Raw genomic sequence first — 22,486 nt, 5'->3', positions numbered from 1 at the left:
TGGCTTATGGAAACGGATGCGGATGTGGATTAAGCTGTTCAAACGTCAGTGGTTCATTTGTATAGCCAAGTTTCATTGGTACAGTAAGTGCTCGTTGCAATCCTTTTACACGAGTAAAGTGATGACCGAATGTCATTGGCAGCATGCCAGGGATTAATACTTTTACACAATATAATCCGTTACGCTCTATGATAGGAGCAGTTTGATCAATGACTATTACTTCAAGACCTAAGCGATGTAATCTATCTAAAAGATGTTGAAGATCTACAGTTAAATCTATATTAATAGATTTAAGATGATTCATTTCTTCAAATGTTTGTATGGGCCGATTATCATGTAATAAAAAATGAAGACGGTCTTCAGCCTCAGGTAAACCATAAAGCATACAATGATCATCCATTTGTGTGACAAGATATGGATCATGTAAGCATTGTTCGTATTTTTGTCTGTTTGTATCAAATTTTTCATCCATTGTAAGCAGCATGCCTGCTAATTCATGAATGGCATTTTTAACAGCACGCAGTGGTTCCATATGAGCCCCGCCTGCACAGATGAGATTCAGCCCATCTGGTTTTGTATTTTTGGCAATTGCCCATATACTCGGAATGCCATGCTCCATCGTTGCATTAAAAACATGTAAATCATAGCCTGTAATGGTACGCATTCGTTCAATCATCAATTGTAATTCGGTATCATGTGCAGAAGCTAGATCAAGGCGGGGAAGTGGTAATTGTGCATACCAAGTTAGCAAGAAGGCATCGCGTTCGACTATTTCTAAAATACCATGGAAAATGGCTTCTTCTAAACTACCTCCGATCGCGCAGCCATTTGAAGTTTCATAAACAAAAGCATCTCGGTGTCCTAAGCTATAATAAGCGAGTGATTCTGGTACTAAAAGTGGCCGATCTTGTAATAAAGAATACCCCCATACCCAGTCTTGTGGGGAATCAGGGTGAAATGGATTGAATGGGAAATCTGTTTGGGTATAATGTTCATCCGTATGTACACCAATTGTGAGGGGATTAAGGGCTGTATCTTCTAACTCTCGATAGCTTCCATGAACATTCGTCTTTTTGCCACGAGGGGCAATTCCGCAGTATCGCTCTAATCCTTCTAAAATAGCTGTTGATTCGCTAATTGTGAATGAGTGTGTTCGACCCGCAACGCCTTCATTACCTAAAAGTAAAGGCATATTTACAATGACATCAGCAAATGGTAATAAGGGGTGCTGCATTTTTCCATTTAAAAGTCCAGTTCGATAATCGAAATAATCTTTAGTTAAAAAAGTATTAAAATCTTTGATAGAACGACATCGATAACTTGCATCGCTTGTTTTCAAGCTTGGCTGTAGTGAAATACAAGCAGCAGCTGCAGTGTCATCAGGTAATGTGCTACATATTGGACATAGAGGATCAGGAAGAAATGAATGCCGTGAACATTGAAATGTTTGCAAGTTAAGTAAAATGAGTTCTTCTTGTAAAGAGGTGTGACCTCCTGTTACTATTTTTTCTGTTTCAGCGTGAATAATCTGAGACATTTGTAACAAACCAGTTTGTGTTGCGCAAATATCTCGCTTTATGACCTCATCAGTTTTTAAAGAATGTCTTCGTTGTAATTCCCACATTTCTTTTTGGTCAAAACCGGCTATAAAACGCCGTGCGTCGGCACATTGAGAACATCCTACTTTATCTGGTTGAACGTAAGGGCCAATAATACCCTCGCCGAATGAAGTAAAGCCCCGAAGCCATGGAATGTTAGAGGATCGAAATACTTGTTCTGCTCTATGATGTATAGAGGGAGAAGAGCCATCGTGTAATACGAGAGCGATACGAATATTTTCAGGAAGGTTTTCTTCAAGAGTATTTTGATGAATGATTGGATAGTGAACAGACAATTGTTGATTTACATAGTCTGCGAGTATGCCATCCCCTACGATCAATATTTTACGATCCATCAGTCTACCTCCTCTTCAATTAACACACCGAGTACGTTGCCTAATCCTTCTTTTAAAAAGGGTTCAATTGCTAAATCAAAGACGTAGGGATGAAGGTTATTTTCTTTTAAATGTTGTAAGACAGATTGTAAGGTCTCTAATTGCGGAGTTGCTTCTTCTGCTTGTATGTCAGTTCGAAATGATTGAGTTTCTTGTAAATGAACAGATGAATCCCATAATACATAAGAGTTATGGGGTGCTTTTTGATTTTGTACATGAAGTAGTGCGTTTTGTAATGAGTTTCTTAGAGCTAATGTTACATTTATATCAGTACTACCATACCACTGATTGTGCACACCAACCCAGACAACAGGAAAGCCTAGTACGTCTTCTCCAATTCCGATTTTAGGTGTTTCCTGTATTGTGGAGAGTGCATGTAAATAGAACCGGCAGTGTTTGTCGTGAATTTCTGTTAATTGTAGTTCTGTAATTTCTTCTGTTTTATTTAATTGTCTTTTGTGAAATGAGTTTGTTAAATGATTTTTGATCGCCCGATGTACGCTCTCTAACATTGTTTCTCCAGCCCCGATTCCCATATATTCATTTTGTTCAGGAATAAGGAAATTAGCGATTTGTGTGACATAGGTTTCAATACCGATTAAACCAGCTTCGCGGCGCGCTTCGTCATGAGTTAAGCCTCCGCAAGTTATGACCGGGAGAAGTTCAGCGGGACCATCTGATAATGGATTTACAACTTGAATACGGCACTGAGATAAAGGCAATTGCTTTAGATCTTGTTCCTCCCAAGTATGAAAAATTCCAGATGAATTTGAGGTTAGTTGATCGAAAAAGTAAAATAGTTCATTTGATTGGTTTTGATTTGAATGTCGTTTGAGAGTGTTACCAATGTCTTGTATCAGTTCTATTGTGAAATTTTTGGTGGCTATAAGCGGATGTTTAATGAAAGTATGCCAATTGCCTTCTAGTGTTTTCGGATTTAGTAAAAAAAATTGTTTGTTTTTTTCTCTATTTGAGGCGCCTGTAATATTTTTAAATAATTCAAAAACAATAATGTTTGCTAACATAGCTCCAGCCATTGGAGAGAAGGGCTCTAGTGCTTGATCGTGTTGAAGAGTGGTCTCATGTATGCGGCGCCATGCCGATTCCCAGCATTCCTCAGCATCTGAAGTAACTACGGGACCAGCTAAACCTATTTGTTGCAAGCATATGGCAGGGAGGAAGTTTTTCTTTTCTTCTCTACAAATTGCATGTATAGCTCTTAATTTTTCAATATTACCATTTTGAGATACATATAGAATCCAATCAAAAGGCTGAAATATTTCCTGTAAAGAACAATCTATAGTTGTATCTATTTCTTGAACAAGTACATTTGGATCGGTAGCGTGGGCTTTTTGTACAAGTTCGTTCAGCCGTTCGTGATTTGTTCCTGCAGAGTCGGTAATCAGATAGTGAAACTCGGGTAAACCAGATTCAAGTAAAGAAGAAACTAATGAAGTGAAAATGGCTCCAGATCCAATTGCTAAGACTTTAGCTTCTCTGTACATTTGAAATTGCAGAGCACCCGAGTGAGAGGAAGCTTCTAAAAATTCGATTTGTGATGCATATCTATCTAGTAAGATATCTTCTAATTGGTGCGGAGAATCTTGACTTATATCTCGAACAAAGCCATTTTGGTACAAAATGTCTCCAATTTCAAATACTCTATTTTGATAAGGGAGGGGGAGTCCAGTTGTTAATTCTTCTAAAGTGTGATCTCCATTAAACATAGGCATTAATTTTTCAATCCATTGGTAGATACCATCCCCTTGCATCCGAAATGAACTAGAGTTATTTCTAAAATAGACACCCCCGTTTGAATCGGGGAGGAAAAAGGTATCTTTGTTCATCTTTAGCTTTGTAGAAGCCGGCAGATTACTCATTTTATTCCTCCTTATCAGTAAATTTGTTCTAGGCGCACATTATTAGTGTATGTACTGTAATTTGTCCTTTATGAAACCTAAAAGATTGCCCCTACAATGAAATATAGAGACAATCCTTTTTCTGTAACGGTTCTGTTTAATTTGGTGATTACTAGTTTTAGTGCCTGCCGCCGCAACGATGCCATCCACCCCAACACCGCCACCCGCTCCAACATCCACCGCCATATTGACGACTATCATAAGTAACATAATAAGATTGAGTTTGTGGATCCCAAACTGTGACTTCACCTGTTTGAAAATCGTTTAAGCCCAATGATTGAATATCAGGTTGAAAATTATACATTTTCAACCTCCTAGTTATATAGAGTATTTTTCAGTTATAAAAAGAATTGGAGAGTTCAATAATAAAAAGTATTCATAAAAATCTTCGTTACTCTCCTCATCAAACTATGAACGCATTTGTGTGGGTGTTCTAATTTCAATGCCTATTTGCTTATATCAATTTTTCTTGGTTAATGAATAAAGGAGGGGAATCAATAGGATATCATTTGTATTCTATGTTTTGTATCTTGTTATTTAAGGTTAGTAATATTCTTATCTTTAAATTCATATAAAACAAAGAGATAAAGTGTGTTATGTGACGTTCGTAAAAGCCTTAATTGTAAGGATGAATAAGTTCACTAAGTGATCTGTTTGAAATAGAGAAGAGGAGGGCGCTAGTTTTTTAAATAAAAAGAGACTGTAGAATTTTCTACAGTCTCTTTTTATTTTAGGTCTATCAACCTTCTAATAATAATGATTTTGGATCTTCAAGCATTTCTTTCACTGCAACAAGGAAGCTTACTGCTTCTTTTCCATCTACAATACGGTGATCGTAAGATAAAGCAATGTACATCATCGGACGGTTTTCCATACGTTCTGCATCAATTGCAACTGGTCTTACTTGGATTTTATGCATACCGAGAATACCTACTTGTGGGCTGTTTAGGATTGGTGTTGACATAAGGGAACCGAACACGCCTCCGTTTGTAATTGTAAATGTGCCACCTTGTAGTTCTTTTAATGTAAGTTTGTTGTCACGTGCTTTTTTACCTAGATTACGAATTTCACTTTCGATTTCAGCAAAGTTTAATTGGTTTGCATCACGCACAACAGGAACAACTAGTCCATCTGGAGCTGCTACAGCGATGCCGATATCATAGAATTTCTTAATGATAAGCTCATCACCTTGAATTTCAGCATTTAACAATGGGAATTGTTTTAATGCTGCAACAACTGCTTTTGTGAAGAATGACATAAAGCCAAGACGAACATCATGTTTCTTTTCGAATGCATCTTTACGCTCTTTACGTAGTTCCATGATAGCAGTCATATCAACTTCATTAAATGTTGTTAACATTGCAGATGTTTGTTGAACTTCTACAAGACGTTTTGCAATTGTTTGGCGACGACGAGACATTTTCACGCGTTCAACTGGTTTTTCAAATTCAGTAGTTGCAGCTGGTTTTGGACTAGTTTTTTCTTGTTTTGGTTGTTCTTTTGGTGCAGCAGCATGTGCTTGTACATCGTGTGGTCTTACACGGCCAAGTGGATCAGTGCTACGTACTTCATTTAAGTCAATTCCTAATTCGCGTGCCATTTTTCTAGCGGCAGGTGATGCGATAGGACGATCTGTATTTGGAAGACCTTGTAAAGCTGTTTTAGCTGGTGCAGCACTTGGAGCCTCAGCTTTTGGAGCTTCTGCAATTTCTTGTTTTGGTTGTTCTGGAGCTGCTGCGGGAGCAGGTGTGCTTACTGCAGCACCGTTTGCATCTAAGATTGCAATGATGTCGCCAACTTCAACTGTATCCCCAGGTTCGCCTAGTAGTTTTGATACAATACCTGAATCTTCTGCAATGATTTCTACATTGACTTTATCAGTTTCAAGCTCAACAACGCTGCCACCTTTCTCAACTTTGTCGCCTACATTGATAAGCCATTGTGAGATAGTTCCTTCTGAAATAGATTCTGCAAGCTCAGGTACTTTAATTTCGATCATTTTAAATGTCCTCCCCTTATTTGCCTAACGGTGTGTTTTGTCTTCTTTTTTCTTCGGTAATCTCAAAGTTTCCAGCCTGATTGGGCAGAAGTTCCTTGAAACTTAAAGTCACGGAATTCTGCCCAAGTGAGCTAGGGTGAATCATTTTTTCGTTTAGTTGCTATAAACTTCGATTTCTTGTTTATCTTGACGGAAGTTGTATTTCACGTCTAAAGCATGTGAAACAATTAGTTCCTGCTCAGCTCGGTGTGCAAATGGATCGCCACCTGATGGGCTAGAACGATCTGGACGTCCAATGTATCCAGTTTTTACTTTATCGCCAGCAAGTTCAAACAGAATTGGAGCCATGTAATGCCATGCACCCATATTTCGTGGTTCTTCTTGCACCCAGATGATTTCTTCTAAATTTTTAAAGCGTTTCATAATAGATTGAACTTTTTCAGCAGGGAATGGGTACAATTGCTCAATACGAACAATATGAACTTCATCTAAATTATACTGATGTTTACCAGATTCAACCTCTGCTGCTAAATCAATTGCCATTTTACCTGTTGTTAAAACAAGACGTTTCACCTTGTTTGGTTTTATACCAAGGTTTTCTTGTTCTAAAGCAGGGTGGAAACGTTCTTCACTTAACTGGCTACCCGATGAAGCTGTAAGTGGGTGACGCAGTAAGCTTTTTGGTGTCATAATGACTAATGGTCGAACAGCATCTGTACCAAGAATAGATGCTTGACGGCGCAAGATATGGAAATACTGTGCCGCGCTTGTTAAGTTTGCAACAGTCCAGTTATTTTCCGCAGCTAGTTGCAAGAAACGTTCTGGGCGCGCGCTAGAGTGTTCTGGTCCTTGACCTTCGTAACCGTGAGGTAATAGAAGAACTAGGCCTGATTTTTGTCCCCATTTTGCTCTTCCTGCTGAAACATATTGATCAAATAATGCTTGTGCAGTATTTGAGAAGTCACCGTATTGTGCTTCCCACATAACAAGAGTTTCTGGAGCGAATACATTATAACCATATTCATAACCGACAACAGCAGCCTCTGATAACGGACTGTTATGAACAGAGAATGATGCACGTGTATGTGGTAATCGGTGCAATGGTGAATAGGTTTCGTTTGTTTCTGTATCATGTAATACGATATGACGGTGTGCGAACGTACCGCGTTGTGAATCTTGACCAGTTAAACGAATTGGAGTACCTTCTTGTAAAATAGAAGCGAATGCTAAAGATTCAGCAAGTGCCCATTCAATTTTACCGTTATCTTCAAGAGCATCTTTACGGCGCTCAAGAATTTTCTTCACTTTAGGGTATACGTTAAAGCCTTCTGGCCAAGATAAAAGTCCTTCGTTAATTGCGCGAAGTGTTTCAAGCGGAAGACCGGTATCGATTGGTTGAATTCCTTTCGCAACAACGTCTGGAACTTTAACGTGAATTGCCGCTTCACTTGTATCTGCTGGTGGTACTTGTGCATATTCAGCTTTTAATTGTTCTTGTATAAACTGAGTAATTGTTTCAACCTCATCTGTATTTAGGACGCCTGCAGCTTGTAATTGGCTTGCATATAAGGCTCTTACAGTTGGGTGGTTTTTAATTTTTTTGTAAACTTGTGGTTGCGTAACTGCTGGGTCATCCATTTCGTTATGACCGTAACGACGGTAACCGATTAAATCGATTAAGAAGTCTTTTTTGAACAGCATACGATATTGAATTGCAAGGTTAGCAGCAGCAAGACAAGCTTCAGGATCATCAGCGTTCACGTGAACGATCGGAATATCGAACCCTTTCGCAAGGTCGCTTGAATATTTTGTAGAACGAGAATCATAGCTATCTGTTGTAAAGCCGATTGCATTATTTGCGATAACATGAATTGTTCCACCAGTTTGGTATGCATTCAATCTGCTTAAGTTCAATGTTTCAGATACAATACCTTGACCAGGGAATGCAGCATCACCATGAACTAAAATTACGAATGATTTTGAAACGTCTTGTTCAGGATAACCAGCTTTTTTACGATCTTCTTGAGCAGCACGTGCATAACCTTCAACAACTGGATTAACAAACTCCAGGTGACTCGGGTTATTTGCTAATGTAACACGTGTACTAGCTTCTTCAGATCCGACAACTTGTTCTCTACCTAAATGGTATTTCACATCGCCAGTCCAGCCAACACTACTATTTATTACATCTTGTGATTTATCAGATTCAATAGTCGCATGTTTGAATTCTGCGAACATGTGACTATATGGTTTTTCTAATACATGAGCGAGTACGCTTAGACGACCACGGTGAGCCATACCAATCATGACATCGTTTACGCCGCCTTTAGCACCTTCTAGAATAATTTCATCTAGTACAGGTACAAGCATATCAACGCCTTCGATGGAGAAACGTTTTTGACCAACGAATGTTTTATGCAAGAATTGCTCGAAACTTTCAACAGCTGTTAAGCGTTTTAAGAGAGCAGTTCGTTTTTTATTTGTTAATGGTTGACGCAGGGAATTTGATTCCACCATTCGATGCAACCACGCGCGTTCTTCACTATCTTGTATATGTGAGAATTCATAAGCTAAAGATTTTGTATAAACCTCTTTTAATCTATGAATTACATCAAATGCTGTGTGAATACCCTCTGGTGCATTTGTCCATACTGTTTTAGCTGGAATCGCTTTCAAATCTGCATCGCTCAATTCGTTCATTGCTTTCTCGATGAGAGATTGCCCATCAGCAGGCTCTTCCATTGGATTAATATGAGCCGATGTATGACCGAATGAACGGATATGCTCAACAAGTTGAACGACTTTAAGAATCTTTTCAATGTTTCCTGTGTTTTGAGGAGAAAAATTTGTTTCTTTGTTGTCCCCTGTTACGACATCTGCTTGGAACGTCGGAGCTCCAAAAGTTTCAAAAAGCTCTTGTAATTCCGGATCAACAGAACCTTCATTAGTCACGTAACGATCATACTGTTCAATAACATAGCCAAGGTTCGGACCATGGAATTTGGCCCAAGGGTTTGTCGTTGTATTCTTCCTCGTCATTTGTTTAAACCTCCCAATGCATATATTCCTTTTTTTAATGTGAAAAGGATGCATTTCGCTCTTTTCATAATTGATGAACCAGTAATGAATGTAAATAATTATCTTTACTCTTATGTTATTACAATAATTTACATAATACCAAACATTATTACTTATCCGTTTTGTAAAAAAACATTCACAATTACTTATCACCCAGATTAATCTTTCATGTTATAAAGTAAGTTTAAGGAAAAAATGGTGATTTCATCTGGTACATCCGTAATTGATAGGGGATCGCCTGATGAAAGTATAAGGATAATTGTTAGAATTTTTAGTCAAAACTTAATTTGAATTATGTATATTGAAATAATAAGCGCTTTCAAGATTATTATACAACAATATAACAGAATATAGTATAAAAAATAAAAAATTGTGAATTTATCGTAAATTTTATTTCGATAGTGTTAAATATTGAAAGGAAAAATGAAGTATTTGCTTATAAGTGATGATTATTTATAAAAAATCACACTAAGGCATTAGTTTTTACAAATTTAGCAGGAAAATACGCTAATTTGAGTGTTCATTTTGTGGGATTAAGGTAAGACATTCAGTTTGCTTATCATTAAAATTCATATAACGATATTAATTTTTCTTTGAGGGGAATGATTGCTATAACAAAAAAATTGAATTTGGGTACGTTCGATCTGGTGGTGGTGATAAACGGAAAAAGTGCAGGGGGATTATGGAATCATTAGCGATAAAAAGAAAAGATTAATAGAAACAATGATTTTTATATGTGAAGGGAATGATTCAACCTTCTTCTTAATCTTCACCTTTAGTGTACGGATTAGGAAGTTTTTTAATAGCATGTTAGGAAATTATTTTCCGTATTATGTAAAGTGAACTTGACGTTAAGTTTCCTTTACATATATACTGTATGTAAGTTGAGAAGGGAGAATTTTCCTTGGAAAATAGAATGATTGAATATCGAAAAAAGTATGGACTATCTCAAGAGAAGTTAGCTGAAAAACTTGGAGTTTCCAGGCAAACGATTATTTCAATTGAAAAAGGAAAATATGATCCATCACTTCCTTTAGCATTTGAAATTGCTAAAACATTTCAGACAACAATTGAGGAAGTATTTATTTATGAGGGGAAAGAACAGTAAGTTTGTATAAGGGGGAATAGAGATGAATTACTCACAAAAATATTTTTTGATTATGGGACTTATCTTTTTGGTTATGAGTGGATCTATGGTACTAGCTGGTATTATGACACACTCTGCACCACCAGCTCCAACTTATTCTTTATTAGGAATGATGATTATGTGCTTTTGTTTAAGCTATTTGCATCCGCAATTTAAAGAGAAGGATGAGCGGATGAAATTAATACGGCAGAAAGGGATGTTTTATTCCTGTTTTGCGTTATTTATATACTTTATTATTTTTTCTATTGGATTAAATCTAAATATAATTACGTTGAGTGCGAGCGAATTATTAAATGTGTTAGCCTCTTTAACAATTAGTACAGTTTTTATATCATTTGTTATTTTATCTAAAAAATATTAAATGATAAGTAATAGGTGTATTAGGTCGCAAATATAGAAAGGAGAAAAGATGCAATTTCTTTATGTGTTTGGTATAAGTCTTGTTTTATTTCTAGCAATGTACCTCTTTCTTCGTAAAGATATACAAGGTAACACATTAACGAAAAGAGGTTTTTATAAGCTGATCGGGTGTTTAGCAGTGATGTTTGTTGGGATTATAGTGTTGGTTGTATTGGTGAGTCAGAAGTTATAAAAAGCATGTAAAAAAAACCTTTGCTGAAAAAATTCTGGCAAAGGGTTTTTTATTATAGAAGAAACAGGAGTATAAGGCATAAATATGTTTCTATTTATTCTTTACTAATGCCTCCCCATACAACGTCCAATTGCTGGTTAAGCATATCTCTAATATTAGTTTCATGGGAATGCAATAACGATTGAGACATGAGCGTATAAAAATAGATACTCATAATAGTGGAAGTAATGATACTTGTGTTCTGTGTGATCAACTCAAATTATACGCAAGACGTTATCAAGAACTTCTTCACCAAAAAGAATGCTGTATTAACAAGATGGTGCATATAGCCGGACAACGTGCAGAATACAATATCATTCTTAGTCTTCCTGGAGTTGGACCGAATACTGCCATACGCTTAATGGCTGAAATAGGAGATATTACTCGCTTCACCAGTAATAAGCAACTCAATGCATTTGCTGGTATTGATATACGTCGTTTTCAATCAGGTAAAACCTGTTTTAAAGATAGAATCAATAAACGTGGAAATAAACATTTGCGGAAGCTCATGTTCCTCATCATCCAGAACATGATTAAACAACGACGTTACGGACAAAATCATATTGTTGAGTATTACGATAAACTAAAAACGCAACCTTATAACAAATGTCATAAAGTTGCGTCCATTGCATGTGTAAATAAGTTATTGAAGCTCCTCTTCTATCTCATTACACATAATATGTACTATGATTATCGGTTAACCGCCTGAAATCATAGTTTCATTCATCATATCATATTCTCCCCCCTAGTAAAAAAATGAATACATATTAGGGGTATTTGGTTTGCAGTATAATTGACATAAAATCTCCGACATTTCATGAATTAGCACTCTGAAAAACAGTTGACTAATCGTAAGAAAAGGAATCGAAACCGTTCATGCCCTATACAAACAAAGGCGAAGTCTTCAAGCAGACTCCGCCTTTTCKGTGTATCATGAATTGCAACAATTACTAGTAGTCGAATAATCTTTCCCCATACTTTCATGCCTCTGTTTATCTCTTAGGAAACTTTGCAACAGAACCTGATTGTCTTTATATAATTTCATTGAAAATTACACATAACTTACTTAAAAACTCATAACAAAAACTAAACATTATTTATAGAATCTATAAAATCRCCTATAACAGACGTTAAAATTACATTTTTTGAAGCCTAGAATCGTTCACGTTCCCCTTGTAGGCAAAGTATCAAATGTTTTACTCAACAACTCCTGAATGTTCTATATTCACCATATATTTGACTCTTAYTGGTACTGTTTTATATATTTTCTCCCACTCTTTTAACTTAAATGGTCTATACTGTTGTTTAAATTTGGAGCCTAAACCGAGTGGATCTACATTTAGATTTTGTATTTTTTTTATTAGCTTTTTACTTTCTGTATTAAGTTGCTTTTCTATGTTCTTTGTTATTACCTYGAAATTCTTTTTATCTTCTAAATYTATCCTTTTTGAGATTTCTTGCAGACGAGCATCCATTTTAACTTGAATATAAAAAGATGGTTTTCCATTTTTAATCTGAACATGATAGGAAGGAGTGGAACGGATATTGTTAATTAATACATAACCGCCATGGGTTTTGAATTCTTGGGAATTTAATCTATGTTTTTCAAGMAATCCTCTAAAAATAAACATATCTTTTTGTTCCAATTTCCCTACATATTTTTCTTCATTGAAAAGAGCCATGCCTTTAATTGTTATTTTATCTTTCTGTTTTTTTAATATCGGCATAAAAGTATCTCTTCCTACTTCGTAATAKCGATAAGAGTTAAGATGTARATTATCATTTGGTAATGAACCTGTTTCCATGTTGTGTTCCAACAGATTTTTTATATAAATTGCAACATTAAAGTTATTTTTGTATTTTCCAGAGAATAGCTCATATCCATCACCTTCTAGTATTCCTAGATATATTGTATGTCCTATGCTACTATCTCGTAGAAGTGTATCAAACGCTACTGTGATATCTTTTTTYGCTAATTTTTCTGTAAAAAGAGCAACWCGTAATTGTCCACTGGTAAACGGTTGTGCAGATTCGAAAGAGGCGTTTTCCCTTCCTTGTTTTATTGTGTTTCCACTGTTCTCAAATACTTGGACTTTATGCCCTTTTTGTTGAATAGGACAGACAATCGTTGCTTTTATTTTATCTTTTGTTGTATCGTATACAACTCCTTGAATTAATTGRACATCATCAATAATATCCTTTTGCAAGCACCCTGTCATAAATATTAACGAAATACCAAATAGTAAAATTTGTTTTCGGRTAATTTTTTTCATATTTTCTCCATCCAGTAAAAAACAAAATTGAGAAATAACTCATTCTAAGTTAGATTTTACATCGTATTAATTATTAAATGTTGGATTTTAATTGTTTGTGGTATTTTTCCAAAATAATCATCATTATATTCCATGTTTTTATTAAAACTACCGATAATGATGCGTTATGTTAACCGAGCATGTATACGATATACATATTACATTTTATCTATATTAAGTAAGGGTAACTGTCATACAATGAAGATAGCATTATGAATTATATGGGGGACAGAAATGAAAAAATTTATAGTTAGTTATTTAGTATGTCTCATATTTTTTTCTATATTTACATCTAGCTTGCAATTTATAATAAATGACCCTGAAGGTATGGAAGCATGGGGTTCCCCCTGGTCGATGGCTCTCCTTTACATTATGTATGGGAGTATACCTGTACTTATAGGCTGTCTACTAGGAGAATTCTCTTATAGGAAAATAAAAAGAAGTTATAAATTAAATATTGGGATTCCCCTGTATATATTATTAGGTTTTTCCTATACATATTTAATGAGCATCGGATTATCTGGAGGATATGTATCTTACTTTATAATGGATTTTATTAAATTTAGTTTTCCAATTACTTTGTCTTCCTTAGTTTTCTATTTTATAAGACGAATAAACTGATGTTAATCAACTTCTGATAACGAGAATTATGTAAATACGAAACCCCTTCAGCAAGCAAACTGAAGGGGTTTTTTTCTAGATACATTGAATACCGATAAGTGGTGTTATGTTAACTCTTGAAAAAATGCTAAATTTTTCTTAGCGTATATTTTCGTTGAAATTTGGGCGGTAAGTCATTAAGAAAAATCTTTCCATGTAAAATCAACACTCAAAATACCAATGGACTGTTCGTTGGTCATATAGTTTTTTGCGGAAAGGACCTCCGGTTTGCGAAAACAAGCAAGATTTTTGTAATACCCAAATGCTCGGCAAATTATTGGGCGTACCGAATGAATACCGCAACGGTCGTTTATTTCATCATAGAAAATACAGGTTCCAAAATATCGTTGCTGATTTTTTAACTCTAGACGTTTTTTTGTAGGCATCGATTTTATCTTCTTTTTTATTTTCTTTAATTCTTCTTCTGTAATTGGAACGGGACCGCAACACATTCCTTTGCAACCTTTACAAGGTAAAATTTCCATTTAATCATCTCCTAGAATAGGTAGTTGTTATGATTGATTCAAAAATGCGAATTTTCTAGCTCAGTAATCAAATAAAGAGGATTTCATTTTACATTCAGTGGAGTTGGCAGTAGTAGTACAAGTACTGCTAACTTCTTTACCGATCCCTTTAATTTAGAGAGTCGATTTATACTTTTTCTGTACATTTGTTTCTTCCTTGCTGATTCCAGATGTATTTTTCTGCTTGAATTCTCCTTTCTTTTCGTTTTAGAACAATACAAAAAGGTCTTTAGACGCACTTGAAGAAGAATGTTCTTCAAGTGGTTTAAAGACTCTTGATCTGCTATTCAAATAAAAGCTTGATAATAAGGTACCCGATGGCATTTTTTCTAAAAAGAAAAGTATTTCTATTGTTATTTTAACAAATTTATCTAAAAATTACAATAATAATCGAATTAAAAGAGAGTCCTTAAACATTATCTTTAACTATCCCTTTATTTATATTGTTTTGAATGTATACTTTTGTTATTGATTTTGGAGAAAATGAGTAAAGCGCAATAAAACCAATAAAATCAAGGAAATGAATGTAAACTAATATGTAAAAGTATACATTCAGTAATAACAAAAAAGTCCCTTAATAATGCTAAAGGGACTTTGCTCACACAAATGATCTGCAAATCAATTTACCTTTGATATACAGATCATTTGTATGATAATTTCTAAATAGTAAACTTACATAAATGCTTTTATAAGTTCTTGAACTAATGGAAGTGCTCCACCTACGAATTTTAAAACTGCCATTGCGATTGCCATATTATTTCCTCCTCTTTTGTTGGTACTAAGATGTGATTAATCTTTATGCTTTTATTATAGTAAGCGCTTACATTTATAACAATACATTTCTGTATGCAATATTGCATACTTATGCGTTTAGACAAAAATTAGACCTCTATTAGTCATTCCTTAATGGTACCATAGCGAGGTGAGAGTCTTCAAAGGTTCTCCTTAATAGGAGGAAACGATATGGAAAGAGTGCAAGCGTTTGACAGTAATCTGAAATTCAAGAGCTGGGTTAAACAGGTACTAGCTGTAGGCGGAATGTTAGGGTTCTGCTACTTGGTGTTATATGTTTTCTGTTTCTTAGTTGTTATGTAAATACTATACAACTATACTAGTGGAGTCTTGCCTACAGAGGTAAGGCTCTTTTTTTGTACCTGAGGTGAACAAACTACATACAATACCTCTCAGGCTTGTCAGATCACCCTATATTGTGGTGTTAATCGGTAAACTTCTATTCAAAAGTTTTACTTTCAAATTAGAAAAGGTTAGCTCCTCGATACGCTTCACCCCAGCCATAAACCTTACGATCAAAACAAAGGGTAACTCAATTATCAAACTCATATAAAGTTTCAATCTTGTCTAAACACCCATTAGGATATGCAACTGATTATCTATTTTTCTTTACATAATCTCCAGATACAGTCCATATCAACTATAGATTCTTGTCTTATGCTAAATACATGTTCAAACAAAACAAGGAGGTAATGAAAAATGATTAAAACATTATTAGCAGGAGCACTTTTAAGTACAGGATTGGTAGCGGGAGGTGCAGTAGGTGCAGATGATGCGAAAATGGACAATTTAAAATCAAATGAAGATAGTTCAAATCAAGTAATTACACAGAGGGCAGATGGAACAACCTCTTTCTCACAAAACTTTGATGCACCTAAAGATGCAGTGCCAGCAACTTCTAAAAAAAATGTAAAAACTGTTGAAAAATCAGAAGGTACAGGTACAGGTTCTCAAGAAGGAAAAATGGTACCAACAAAAGAAGGTACAGATTCTCAACCTGGATTTGAAATTGGAGCCCCTGAAAAACCAGAACATGCAAAAACTGTTGAAAGAACAGAAGGTACAGATTCTCAACAAGGAAAAATGGTACAAACAAAAGAAGGAAATTAAATAATATATAGTTATAACGAAGAGCATCCAAAAAGTGGTGCTCTTTTTATATTATAGGGATCAACTAGTTTTACTCAATATAGAACTGTAGGAGGAATTGTGGCTAGAACATGGGGTACTGTCTCTTCAAATCATGGTGTTTGGAGCAATAGTTTTGGTGGTAACGTTACAATATAAACATTTTATTAGAGATTTTTTAAATTTACATACACTCTAGATAGACTACATATAAACTTCAGATACTTGTTTTATGATACAAGTAATCAAACAAAAGGAGGGCAATACAAAATGATTACAACAGTATTAACAGGGCACTCTTTTAAGTACAGGAGATTATTAGCAGATGGAGAAAATGTTGAAGATGTACAGACAGATAAACATATTCCATATGAACAAAATGAATTGCAACAAGCTAAAAGTACGATTCTAAGAAGTTTGAGTTATAAAAAGAAAATAGATAAGTATAGTGAAAATAGATAAATTGACAAGAGAAAAGCACTTTGTGTATATCACAGGTGCTTTTTATTTTCATTTTGATATAGGACTTGAATTAAACTTTTATACTAAAATATATATAGCAAAAAGGTGGGAGTTCATTGCACAAAATTATTTATGGAATATTAATTTTAATTTATACTTTGTATTCATTTTTTGTAAGTAATGGAAGTGAAGTAAGGTTTATTATGGTGTTAACTATAGTACTTATCTTTTCTGTGGTTTTAGAAAAAGGAAATGTAAAAAAAACGATTGATTAAAGGTCGTTTTTTTTACACTTTTTAAAGATATCTAATGTAAATTATTATTCAAAAGTTTACTTTCAGTTTTTGTTTAAATTTTGAAATTGTAATTTAATCCCAGGGTGGCCCCTCATTCCCAGAATCGTTTCCGTACCCCTAATAGGTTCTAAAATATGCAATTTTACATATCCAAATATAGGGAATCGTATACAAAGTGTGATTGAATTATATTAAAAACATTTAAATTACATTTTATTTTTTTCGCAGGTTAAAATAGTTATCTTTTTAATATATATACCAACTTATAATAATTATAATTTAATTTAATGAAATTAAACATTAATTTTAGAAGTATAATATTTTTACTTGTATTAATACGTAATAATTAAATTTTTAAATACACTCGACAAAATTCTACTATTTACGCATTAAAAATTTAATGTTTTAATGAAGGTGTAATTGGTATGACCGCTATGAAAGGAGAAGATTATACTAATAAAAGTGCAGTAAAGTTGCAAGTAGCATTATGTCGAATTAATTATCTTAAAATTTAGTTAATTAACCTTGACAAAAATCTAGAATCAGCAAAGTATCACATTTGTAAAAAATGGCTTACTAGGTCTCTACATAGCAAAAATGATCTTATTTTATTACGAGGTGAAAGTATAAGCAATGTACAGCATAATTTCATCTTTTGTAATCTTGTAGAGACCATGCAGGCAAAACTAGGGGGAATAATGTACAAATATTTATAATCTATATTTAGGTTCCCATAATATACATCTTTATAACAATCTAAAACGATTAATGGTTATAAGGCTAAATTTCATATAAATGAAAATGAAACCTTTAAAATTTAGTCCAACTATTTATCAAAAAACACCAATTAATAGGAGGAATTACCATGAAAAAAACATTAGTCGCAGGGTTATTAGCTACAGCAGTATCTACAAGTTGCTTCTTACCTGTAAATACTTTTGCAGAAAGTAAAACAACTTATTTACAACAAACAAGTAGTCAAAATCAAGTTGCTATGAATAGGTTATCAGATTCGCTTAGGACATTAGGATCACAGACGCCATTAATTCAAGGATATGGGCTAATCATATTAAAGCAACCAGACCTTCAAGTAAATGCTATACCTGGAATAACAACTGATCAACGTACTGCAAGAAACCATGTTAAAGAATGGCTGGATAACTATAATCCAAAACTAATCAAAGTAAATCTAGACATGCAGAGTTTTGGAACAAGTTTTACAAATTATTATGATATATTGGTTGAACTAGCTGAAAAAATGAATGAAGATCCGCAAGCAAAAGAAGCACTTGTAAGTGTTTTCAATGAACTTCAAGATCAAGTGAAAGCAATTCAGCTTAATATGAAAGGAAATTCAGTGAACTTAAATTATTATAAAAACGATTTGGTTAAAGATAGTGATAATTTTTCTAGTAAAGTTAGCAGAGCAATTGAAGGTTATAAGAATTCAGGCGGAGACATTGAAACATTAAGAACGAAAATTGGACAACTTGATGAAAGCATTCAAAATGATTTTACAAAACTTCTAGCTCTACCAAAAGAAAATATAAAAGGTTCTATAAATATTGGAAAGACGGTTATTGATATTTGGATAGACGCAGGTAAGGATCAAACTTTAGACACGTCTAATTTGGAAGTGATTTTTAACCAAGTTGGACAACTCCAAAATGATGAAGTAACAAAACTGAATAATGATGTTCGTCAGAAGCAACAACAAAAACTTCTATTGCTACAAAATTTATCGAAAATTGAAGTGCAAGCAACTCAAATGACACTTATTGATCTGCAGTTAAATAACTTTACGAGTGTAGTTAAAAAGCAAATTGAGAGTTTTGACAATCTAGTAAGTGGTTGGGACATCTTTAATGAAACAATGAGTGAAATGAATACAAGTCTTAATACTGATGCGAAACTAGATTCTAATGCAGTACAAGCAAAATTAACAGAACTCAAAAAGTTTACGGATGAATTGAATAAACAAACAAAGGAATATGATGATAGTGTTACAAAAATAAAAGTAACAGAAGGAAAATAGTCGAATGAAGAACCTTAATTCTTAACAATATAATATAAGGAGAGATAAATATAATGAATAAACCTTATAAAGTAATGGCTTTATCTACAGTAATAGCAACAATCGCAGCGGGTAGCATTACGCCATCATATGCCTCGGCAGCGGAAAATACAACAAAACCAGCACCTATTTATGCAGATGCAACAAATAACTACCCTGAGTACCCTGAGTACCCTGAGTATTCACTTGGACCAGAAGGGCTTAAAGATGCGTTAGAGAAAACTGGATCCAATATGTTGGTAATGGACCTGTATGCTTTAACTATTATTAAACAAGCAAATGTTAATTTTGATGGTTTAACTGCAATTAGCAATGATTTACAAACAGGCATGAAGAACAACCTAGATGTTTCTAGAGTAAATGCAAAGCAATGGTTAGATGATTTGAAACCACAAGTAATTAAGACGAATCAAAATATTATCAATTATAATACAGAATTTCAAAATTATTATGATGCTTTATTAGAAGCTGCAAATAATAAGGACAAAGAAACAATAAAAGCTGTACTTATAGAATTAAAAGATAGTATTTCAAAGAATAGAGATGCAGTGGACAAGTTAGGGAAAGATTTGATAGCCTTTCGCGACAAATTAGCACTGGATACACAAAATTTTAAAAGTAATACTGACACAATCACAGGTATTTTAACTGGTGAAAAAAATGGAATTCCAGATATGAAGAAACAAATCGAAGTAAATTACAAATTAATTGATGAGAATAACAAAGTTTATATTGCATCATCGGTTGCAACTGCTCTCGGTGCATACTTAACTGCTACAGTTATCTTTGCGCCTATTGGTGCAGCTGGATTAGGAGGCGGGATATACGGAATTACTACATCGCAGCAGCAGATAAACAGCGCATACGAAAAGATTAAACAGCTAACAACAAATATTTCAACTGCAGAACTACAGGTAGCTAAGTTAACGGTTTTAGAACAGAATACTAAAAATTTAGTAGAAACAGTTGGTGCAGCTGTTACTGCTACTGAAAAAATAAAGGATCAGTGGACGACAATGGGGGTAAAATATCAATCATTGCTTGAAAATGTTGACAAAATGAACTCAGACCAGATTGCTATTATTATAAAATCAAAGCTGAATACAGCGAAGGGTAGCTGGAACGACGTTAACCAGTATGCCCAAAATATTCAAAATGGTGAGATTAAATTCGTAGAAGAGAAGAAATAATATTACTCCAAGAAATTGCTGAAGTAATGAAAAATATAATATACTGACTTTCCCTTTTGAAGAACACATAATGTGAGTCTCCTGTTCAAATTTGAGCAGGAGATTTCCTATATAGTTATGAAACTTGATAAAGATTATAGAATAAGAAAGTATGAAAACCCCTATTTTAATATGTTGTTTTATTTGCAATGATCGTAATTCATATGAAGTAAAGAATAGAAGCTTATGAATGTAATAAAATACGCGATACATTTGAGAGGATAGATGAAAAAGGTGAATAAAAAATTGTATAAGAAAGTTATTTTATCAACGATCATTACTGGAATGGCAGCGAGTAATGTAATCCCTCTTCATACTTTTGCAGCAGAACAAACAGTGCAAAATAGTGTGTCCCAACAGCAAGAAGATAGTACGAGCTATGATTTGGGTCCTGATAGATATAAAGAAGTAATGGAGAAAATGGGGGCAAATATCCTTACAATGGATTCATATGCTCAAACAATCCGTAATCAACAACAGACAGATTTAAGTAAAATAAGTTCTATAAATGGTGATTTCAAAGCAAACATGATTAAGCATCAAAAGGATGCCCAAACGAATGCAACATATTGGATAGATGATCTAAAGCCTGATATTATGAAAACGATTCAGAATAGTGTAAGTTATAATGATACCTTTCAAGCGAGTTATAATGAATTACTAGCTGCTGTAGATCAATTACGAATTGCTATAGATCAAACAAATAAAGTGACATTTAAATTTAGACTGGTGAGATTATATCGTAGTATTTTGGAAAATAGTGAAGAAATGGATGGACTACTAGAAAAGTTGAAAACATTCCGAAATAAAATGGCTGAAGATACAAGAAGTTTTAAAGAAGATTCCAATCAATTGAATTCTATTTTAGAAAGTACGAACGCTGGTATTCCATTTCTACAACAACAAATCAATAATTTTAATAATATAATTAAAGAAAATAATGATAAACGTGGTGGCTATATAGCTTTATCTGTATTTATGCCTCCAGTTGGTATACCATTGATTGTCACTGCTGACAAGAATATCGCATCTGCACAACAAGAAATAGAACAATTAAAGTCTAGAATTTCTGGAGCAGAGGCAGAATTAGTTATTTTGGCAGATGCCAAAAATAAGACGGAACATATGACTGCAGCAATTGATACAGCTATTACTGCTCTTCAAAATATATCGAATCAGTGGCATACAATCGGAGCAAAATATGATTCTTTACTAAAAAATGTTGATAACATTAACCCAGACAGGCTTGCTTTAATAAAAACACAGCTGAAGATAGCGAAGGATAGCTGGCAGGACCTTAAAAATTATGCAGATAAATTATATGAAGGTGCTAAGATTGTACAAAATGGAGAGATTGTACAAATAGGACAACCACAAATAGGACCGGATTGCACCTGAATACATATAAAACAACAGAATATACACTATATCAGGTTCTGTTGCAAAGTTGATTCAAGAATAGAGTAATCCAGCTAAAAGTTCTTAATTTTATGCGATTGTTAATAAATTTCGTAATTCATCATACGCCGANGGTTCTGTTGCAAAGTTGATTCAAGAATAGAGTAATCCAGCTAAAAGTTCTTAATTTTATGCGATTGTTAATAAATTTCGTAATTCATCATACGCCGAAAAACCGAAATCTGGGTTCAGATTTCGGTTTTGTTTATATAAAGCGTGAACTGTTTCAATACCTTTCAAGGTTCGTGAAGCATAGCGAATACTTTGAAATCCTGCGGATTTAGCTAAACGCCGTTTTACATGCCTGTGGTCCTGTTCAATGAGATTGTTCAAATACTTAATTGCGTAATGCTTCGTATGTTTATAAAGGCCTTCTTCTCTTAATTTTTTTAATGCACAAAGTAATGCTGGTGCCTTGTCTGTGGTNGTTCAAATACTTAATTGCGTAATGCTTCGTATGTTTATAAAGGCCTTCTTCTCTTAATTTTTTTAATGCACAAAGTAATGCTGGTGCCTTGTCTGTGGTGAGAACCGTTGGTTCACCAAATGTTTTTACTAATCTTTTCATAAAAGCATAAGCAGCTTGATGATCGCGTTTTTTACGAAATTGAATATCCAATGTATGCCCGTCTTTATCTATTGCACGATATAAATAACACCACTTTCCTTTGACTTTGATATAAGTTTCATCTAGTTTCCAATAGAATTGAACCTTTTTATGTTTCTTCTTCCAAATTTGATAGATCAGGTTCCCGTATTCATGAACCCAGCGCATGATGGTTGT

General features: G+C 34.1%; 17 protein-coding genes and 5 pseudogenes. 12 read left to right on the top strand and 10 right to left on the bottom strand.

The features are described 5' to 3' along the window. Positions 1-4: 4 nt before the first annotated feature. The 5 genes from AZF08_RS21485 to AZF08_RS21465 all read right to left on the bottom strand — a co-directional run bounded on the left by AZF08_RS21485 (position 5) and on the right by AZF08_RS21465 (position 8,950). Positions 5-1,954 carry a TOMM precursor leader peptide-binding protein gene (locus AZF08_RS21485; RefSeq protein WP_033677876.1) on the bottom strand — a complete coding sequence of 650 codons (1,950 nt, stop codon included), beginning with the start codon at positions 1,952-1,954 and terminating at the stop codon, positions 5-7. Continuing rightward, on the bottom strand, positions 1,954-3,873 hold the full coding sequence (locus tag AZF08_RS21480; protein WP_033677875.1) for a putative thiazole-containing bacteriocin maturation protein: 1,920 nt from the start codon (positions 3,871-3,873) through the stop codon (positions 1,954-1,956). The genes AZF08_RS21485 and AZF08_RS21480 overlap by 1 nt, the downstream gene beginning before the upstream one ends. A 157-nt stretch (positions 3,874-4,030) precedes the next feature. Continuing rightward, positions 4,031-4,216 carry a heterocycloanthracin/sonorensin family bacteriocin gene (locus AZF08_RS21475; protein WP_033677874.1) on the bottom strand — a complete coding sequence of 62 codons (186 nt, stop codon included), beginning with the start codon at positions 4,214-4,216 and terminating at the stop codon, positions 4,031-4,033. A 435-nt stretch (positions 4,217-4,651) separates the two neighbouring features. After that, the gene (gene odhB, locus AZF08_RS21470; protein WP_033677872.1) at positions 4,652-5,911 is read right to left on the bottom strand and encodes a 2-oxoglutarate dehydrogenase complex dihydrolipoyllysine-residue succinyltransferase; all 1,260 of its coding nucleotides are present in this window, start codon (positions 5,909-5,911) and stop codon (positions 4,652-4,654) included. A gap of 153 nt (positions 5,912-6,064) precedes the next feature. Further along, positions 6,065-8,950 carry a 2-oxoglutarate dehydrogenase E1 component gene (locus AZF08_RS21465; RefSeq protein WP_033677870.1) on the bottom strand — a complete coding sequence of 962 codons (2,886 nt, stop codon included), beginning with the start codon at positions 8,948-8,950 and terminating at the stop codon, positions 6,065-6,067. 943 nt (positions 8,951-9,893) lie between these two features. Between AZF08_RS21465 and AZF08_RS21460 the strand changes: the two genes are divergently transcribed. From AZF08_RS21460 to AZF08_RS21450, 3 genes are read left to right on the top strand one after another with little or no spacing between them, the layout of a single operon-like run. Then, the gene (locus AZF08_RS21460; RefSeq protein ID WP_033677868.1) at positions 9,894-10,097 is read left to right on the top strand and encodes a helix-turn-helix transcriptional regulator; all 204 of its coding nucleotides are present in this window, start codon (positions 9,894-9,896) and stop codon (positions 10,095-10,097) included. A gap of 22 nt (positions 10,098-10,119) precedes the next feature. Continuing rightward, positions 10,120-10,497, top strand: coding sequence for a hypothetical protein (locus AZF08_RS21455; protein ID WP_033677866.1), 378 nt, complete (start codon positions 10,120-10,122; stop codon positions 10,495-10,497). A 48-nt stretch (positions 10,498-10,545) separates the two neighbouring features. Further along, on the top strand, positions 10,546-10,728 hold the full coding sequence (locus AZF08_RS21450; protein WP_033677864.1) for a DUF3976 domain-containing protein: 183 nt from the start codon (positions 10,546-10,548) through the stop codon (positions 10,726-10,728). A 94-nt stretch (positions 10,729-10,822) separates the two neighbouring features. Here AZF08_RS21450 and AZF08_RS30890 read toward each other — a convergent pair. After that, positions 10,823-10,960 (bottom strand): annotated as a pseudogene (locus tag AZF08_RS30890) (TetR/AcrR family transcriptional regulator); the annotation flags it as partial. A gap of 6 nt (positions 10,961-10,966) precedes the next feature. Between AZF08_RS30890 and AZF08_RS21445 the strand changes: the two are divergent. Next, positions 10,967-11,476: pseudogene (locus AZF08_RS21445) on the top strand (transposase); the annotation flags it as partial. Between the two features lie 148 nt (positions 11,477-11,624). Then, positions 11,625-11,732, top strand: a pseudogene (locus tag AZF08_RS31520) (IS6 family transposase); the annotation flags it as partial. 231 nt (positions 11,733-11,963) lie between these two features. Here the strand turns inward: AZF08_RS31520 and AZF08_RS21440 are convergent. Beyond that, positions 11,964-13,040 (bottom strand): Ger(x)C family spore germination protein, encoded by a 1,077-nt coding sequence (locus tag AZF08_RS21440; protein WP_063177370.1) that lies wholly within the window; start codon positions 13,038-13,040, stop codon positions 11,964-11,966. 273 nt (positions 13,041-13,313) lie between these two features. On the opposite strand from AZF08_RS21440, the gene AZF08_RS31515 reads away from it, so the two are divergent. After that, positions 13,314-13,700 (top strand): hypothetical protein, encoded by a 387-nt coding sequence (locus AZF08_RS31515; RefSeq protein ID WP_033679072.1) that lies wholly within the window; start codon positions 13,314-13,316, stop codon positions 13,698-13,700. Between the two features lie 176 nt (positions 13,701-13,876). Here the strand turns inward: AZF08_RS31515 and AZF08_RS21430 are convergent, their stop codons facing one another. After that, positions 13,877-14,224 (bottom strand): YkgJ family cysteine cluster protein, encoded by a 348-nt coding sequence (locus AZF08_RS21430; RefSeq protein WP_033679071.1) that lies wholly within the window; start codon positions 14,222-14,224, stop codon positions 13,877-13,879. A 711-nt stretch (positions 14,225-14,935) separates the two neighbouring features. After that, positions 14,936-15,123: pseudogene (locus tag AZF08_RS32040) on the bottom strand (hypothetical protein). Between the two features lie 103 nt (positions 15,124-15,226). Between AZF08_RS32040 and AZF08_RS31880 the strand changes: the two are divergent. From AZF08_RS31880 to nheC, 6 genes are all read left to right on the top strand, one after another. After that, entirely contained in the window at positions 15,227-15,358 is a 132-nt protein-coding gene (locus tag AZF08_RS31880) for a hypothetical protein (RefSeq protein ID WP_265182934.1), read from the top strand. A 396-nt stretch (positions 15,359-15,754) separates the two neighbouring features. Further along, positions 15,755-16,165 carry a hypothetical protein gene (locus AZF08_RS21420; protein WP_033679070.1) on the top strand — a complete coding sequence of 137 codons (411 nt, stop codon included), beginning with the start codon at positions 15,755-15,757 and terminating at the stop codon, positions 16,163-16,165. A 288-nt stretch (positions 16,166-16,453) separates the two neighbouring features. After that, a complete protein-coding gene (locus AZF08_RS30885) occupies positions 16,454-16,645 on the top strand; it encodes a hypothetical protein (protein ID WP_033679069.1) in 192 nt (63 codons plus the stop codon). A 1,161-nt stretch (positions 16,646-17,806) separates the two neighbouring features. Next, on the top strand, positions 17,807-18,976 hold the full coding sequence (gene nheA / locus AZF08_RS21410; RefSeq protein WP_033679068.1) for a non-hemolytic enterotoxin subunit A: 1,170 nt from the start codon (positions 17,807-17,809) through the stop codon (positions 18,974-18,976). Between the two features lie 53 nt (positions 18,977-19,029). Then, positions 19,030-20,205, top strand: a complete 1,176-nt coding sequence (nheB, locus tag AZF08_RS21405) for a non-hemolytic enterotoxin subunit B (protein WP_033679067.1) — start codon at positions 19,030-19,032, stop codon at positions 20,203-20,205. A 273-nt stretch (positions 20,206-20,478) separates the two neighbouring features. Beyond that, positions 20,479-21,642 (top strand): non-hemolytic enterotoxin subunit C, encoded by a 1,164-nt coding sequence (gene nheC, locus AZF08_RS21400; RefSeq protein WP_063177382.1) that lies wholly within the window; start codon positions 20,479-20,481, stop codon positions 21,640-21,642. Positions 21,643-21,831: 189 nt separating this feature from the next. Here the strand turns inward: nheC and AZF08_RS31510 are convergent. Further along, positions 21,832-22,486, bottom strand: a pseudogene (locus AZF08_RS31510) (IS6 family transposase); the annotation flags it as partial.

The sequence above is a fragment of the Bacillus gaemokensis genome, assembly GCF_001590835.1.
GTDB lineage: Bacteria > Bacillota > Bacilli > Bacillales > Bacillaceae_G > Bacillus_A > Bacillus_A gaemokensis.
The sequence above is the reverse complement of the archived record's forward strand: the minus strand, read 5'-3'. Positions and strand labels throughout refer to the sequence as shown.

Bases quoted from the DNA above. Each gene is read 5' to 3' on its own strand.
- AZF08_RS21485 (WP_033677876.1), bottom strand. From the start codon at position 1,954: ATGGATCGTAAAATATTGATCGTAGGGGATGGCATACTCGCAGACTAT.
- AZF08_RS21480 (WP_033677875.1), bottom strand. From the start codon at position 3,873: ATGAGTAATCTGCCGGCTTCTACAAAGCTAAAGATGAACAAAGATACC.
- AZF08_RS21475 (WP_033677874.1), bottom strand. From the start codon at position 4,216: ATGTATAATTTTCAACCTGATATTCAATCATTGGGCTTAAACGATTTT.
- odhB (WP_033677872.1), bottom strand. From the start codon at position 5,911: ATGATCGAAATTAAAGTACCTGAGCTTGCAGAATCTATTTCAGAAGGA.
- AZF08_RS21465 (WP_033677870.1), bottom strand. From the start codon at position 8,950: ATGACGAGGAAGAATACAACGACAAACCCTTGGGCCAAATTCCATGGT.
- AZF08_RS21455 (WP_033677866.1), top strand. From the start codon at position 10,120: ATGAATTACTCACAAAAATATTTTTTGATTATGGGACTTATCTTTTTG.
- AZF08_RS21450 (WP_033677864.1), top strand. From the start codon at position 10,546: ATGCAATTTCTTTATGTGTTTGGTATAAGTCTTGTTTTATTTCTAGCA.
- AZF08_RS31515 (WP_033679072.1), top strand. From the start codon at position 13,314: ATGAAAAAATTTATAGTTAGTTATTTAGTATGTCTCATATTTTTTTCT.
- AZF08_RS21430 (WP_033679071.1), bottom strand. From the start codon at position 14,224: ATGGAAATTTTACCTTGTAAAGGTTGCAAAGGAATGTGTTGCGGTCCC.
- AZF08_RS31880 (WP_265182934.1), top strand. From the start codon at position 15,227: ATGGAAAGAGTGCAAGCGTTTGACAGTAATCTGAAATTCAAGAGCTGG.
- AZF08_RS21420 (WP_033679070.1), top strand. From the start codon at position 15,755: ATGATTAAAACATTATTAGCAGGAGCACTTTTAAGTACAGGATTGGTA.
- AZF08_RS30885 (WP_033679069.1), top strand. From the start codon at position 16,454: ATGATTACAACAGTATTAACAGGGCACTCTTTTAAGTACAGGAGATTA.
- nheA (WP_033679068.1), top strand. From the start codon at position 17,807: ATGAAAAAAACATTAGTCGCAGGGTTATTAGCTACAGCAGTATCTACA.
- nheB (WP_033679067.1), top strand. From the start codon at position 19,030: ATGAATAAACCTTATAAAGTAATGGCTTTATCTACAGTAATAGCAACA.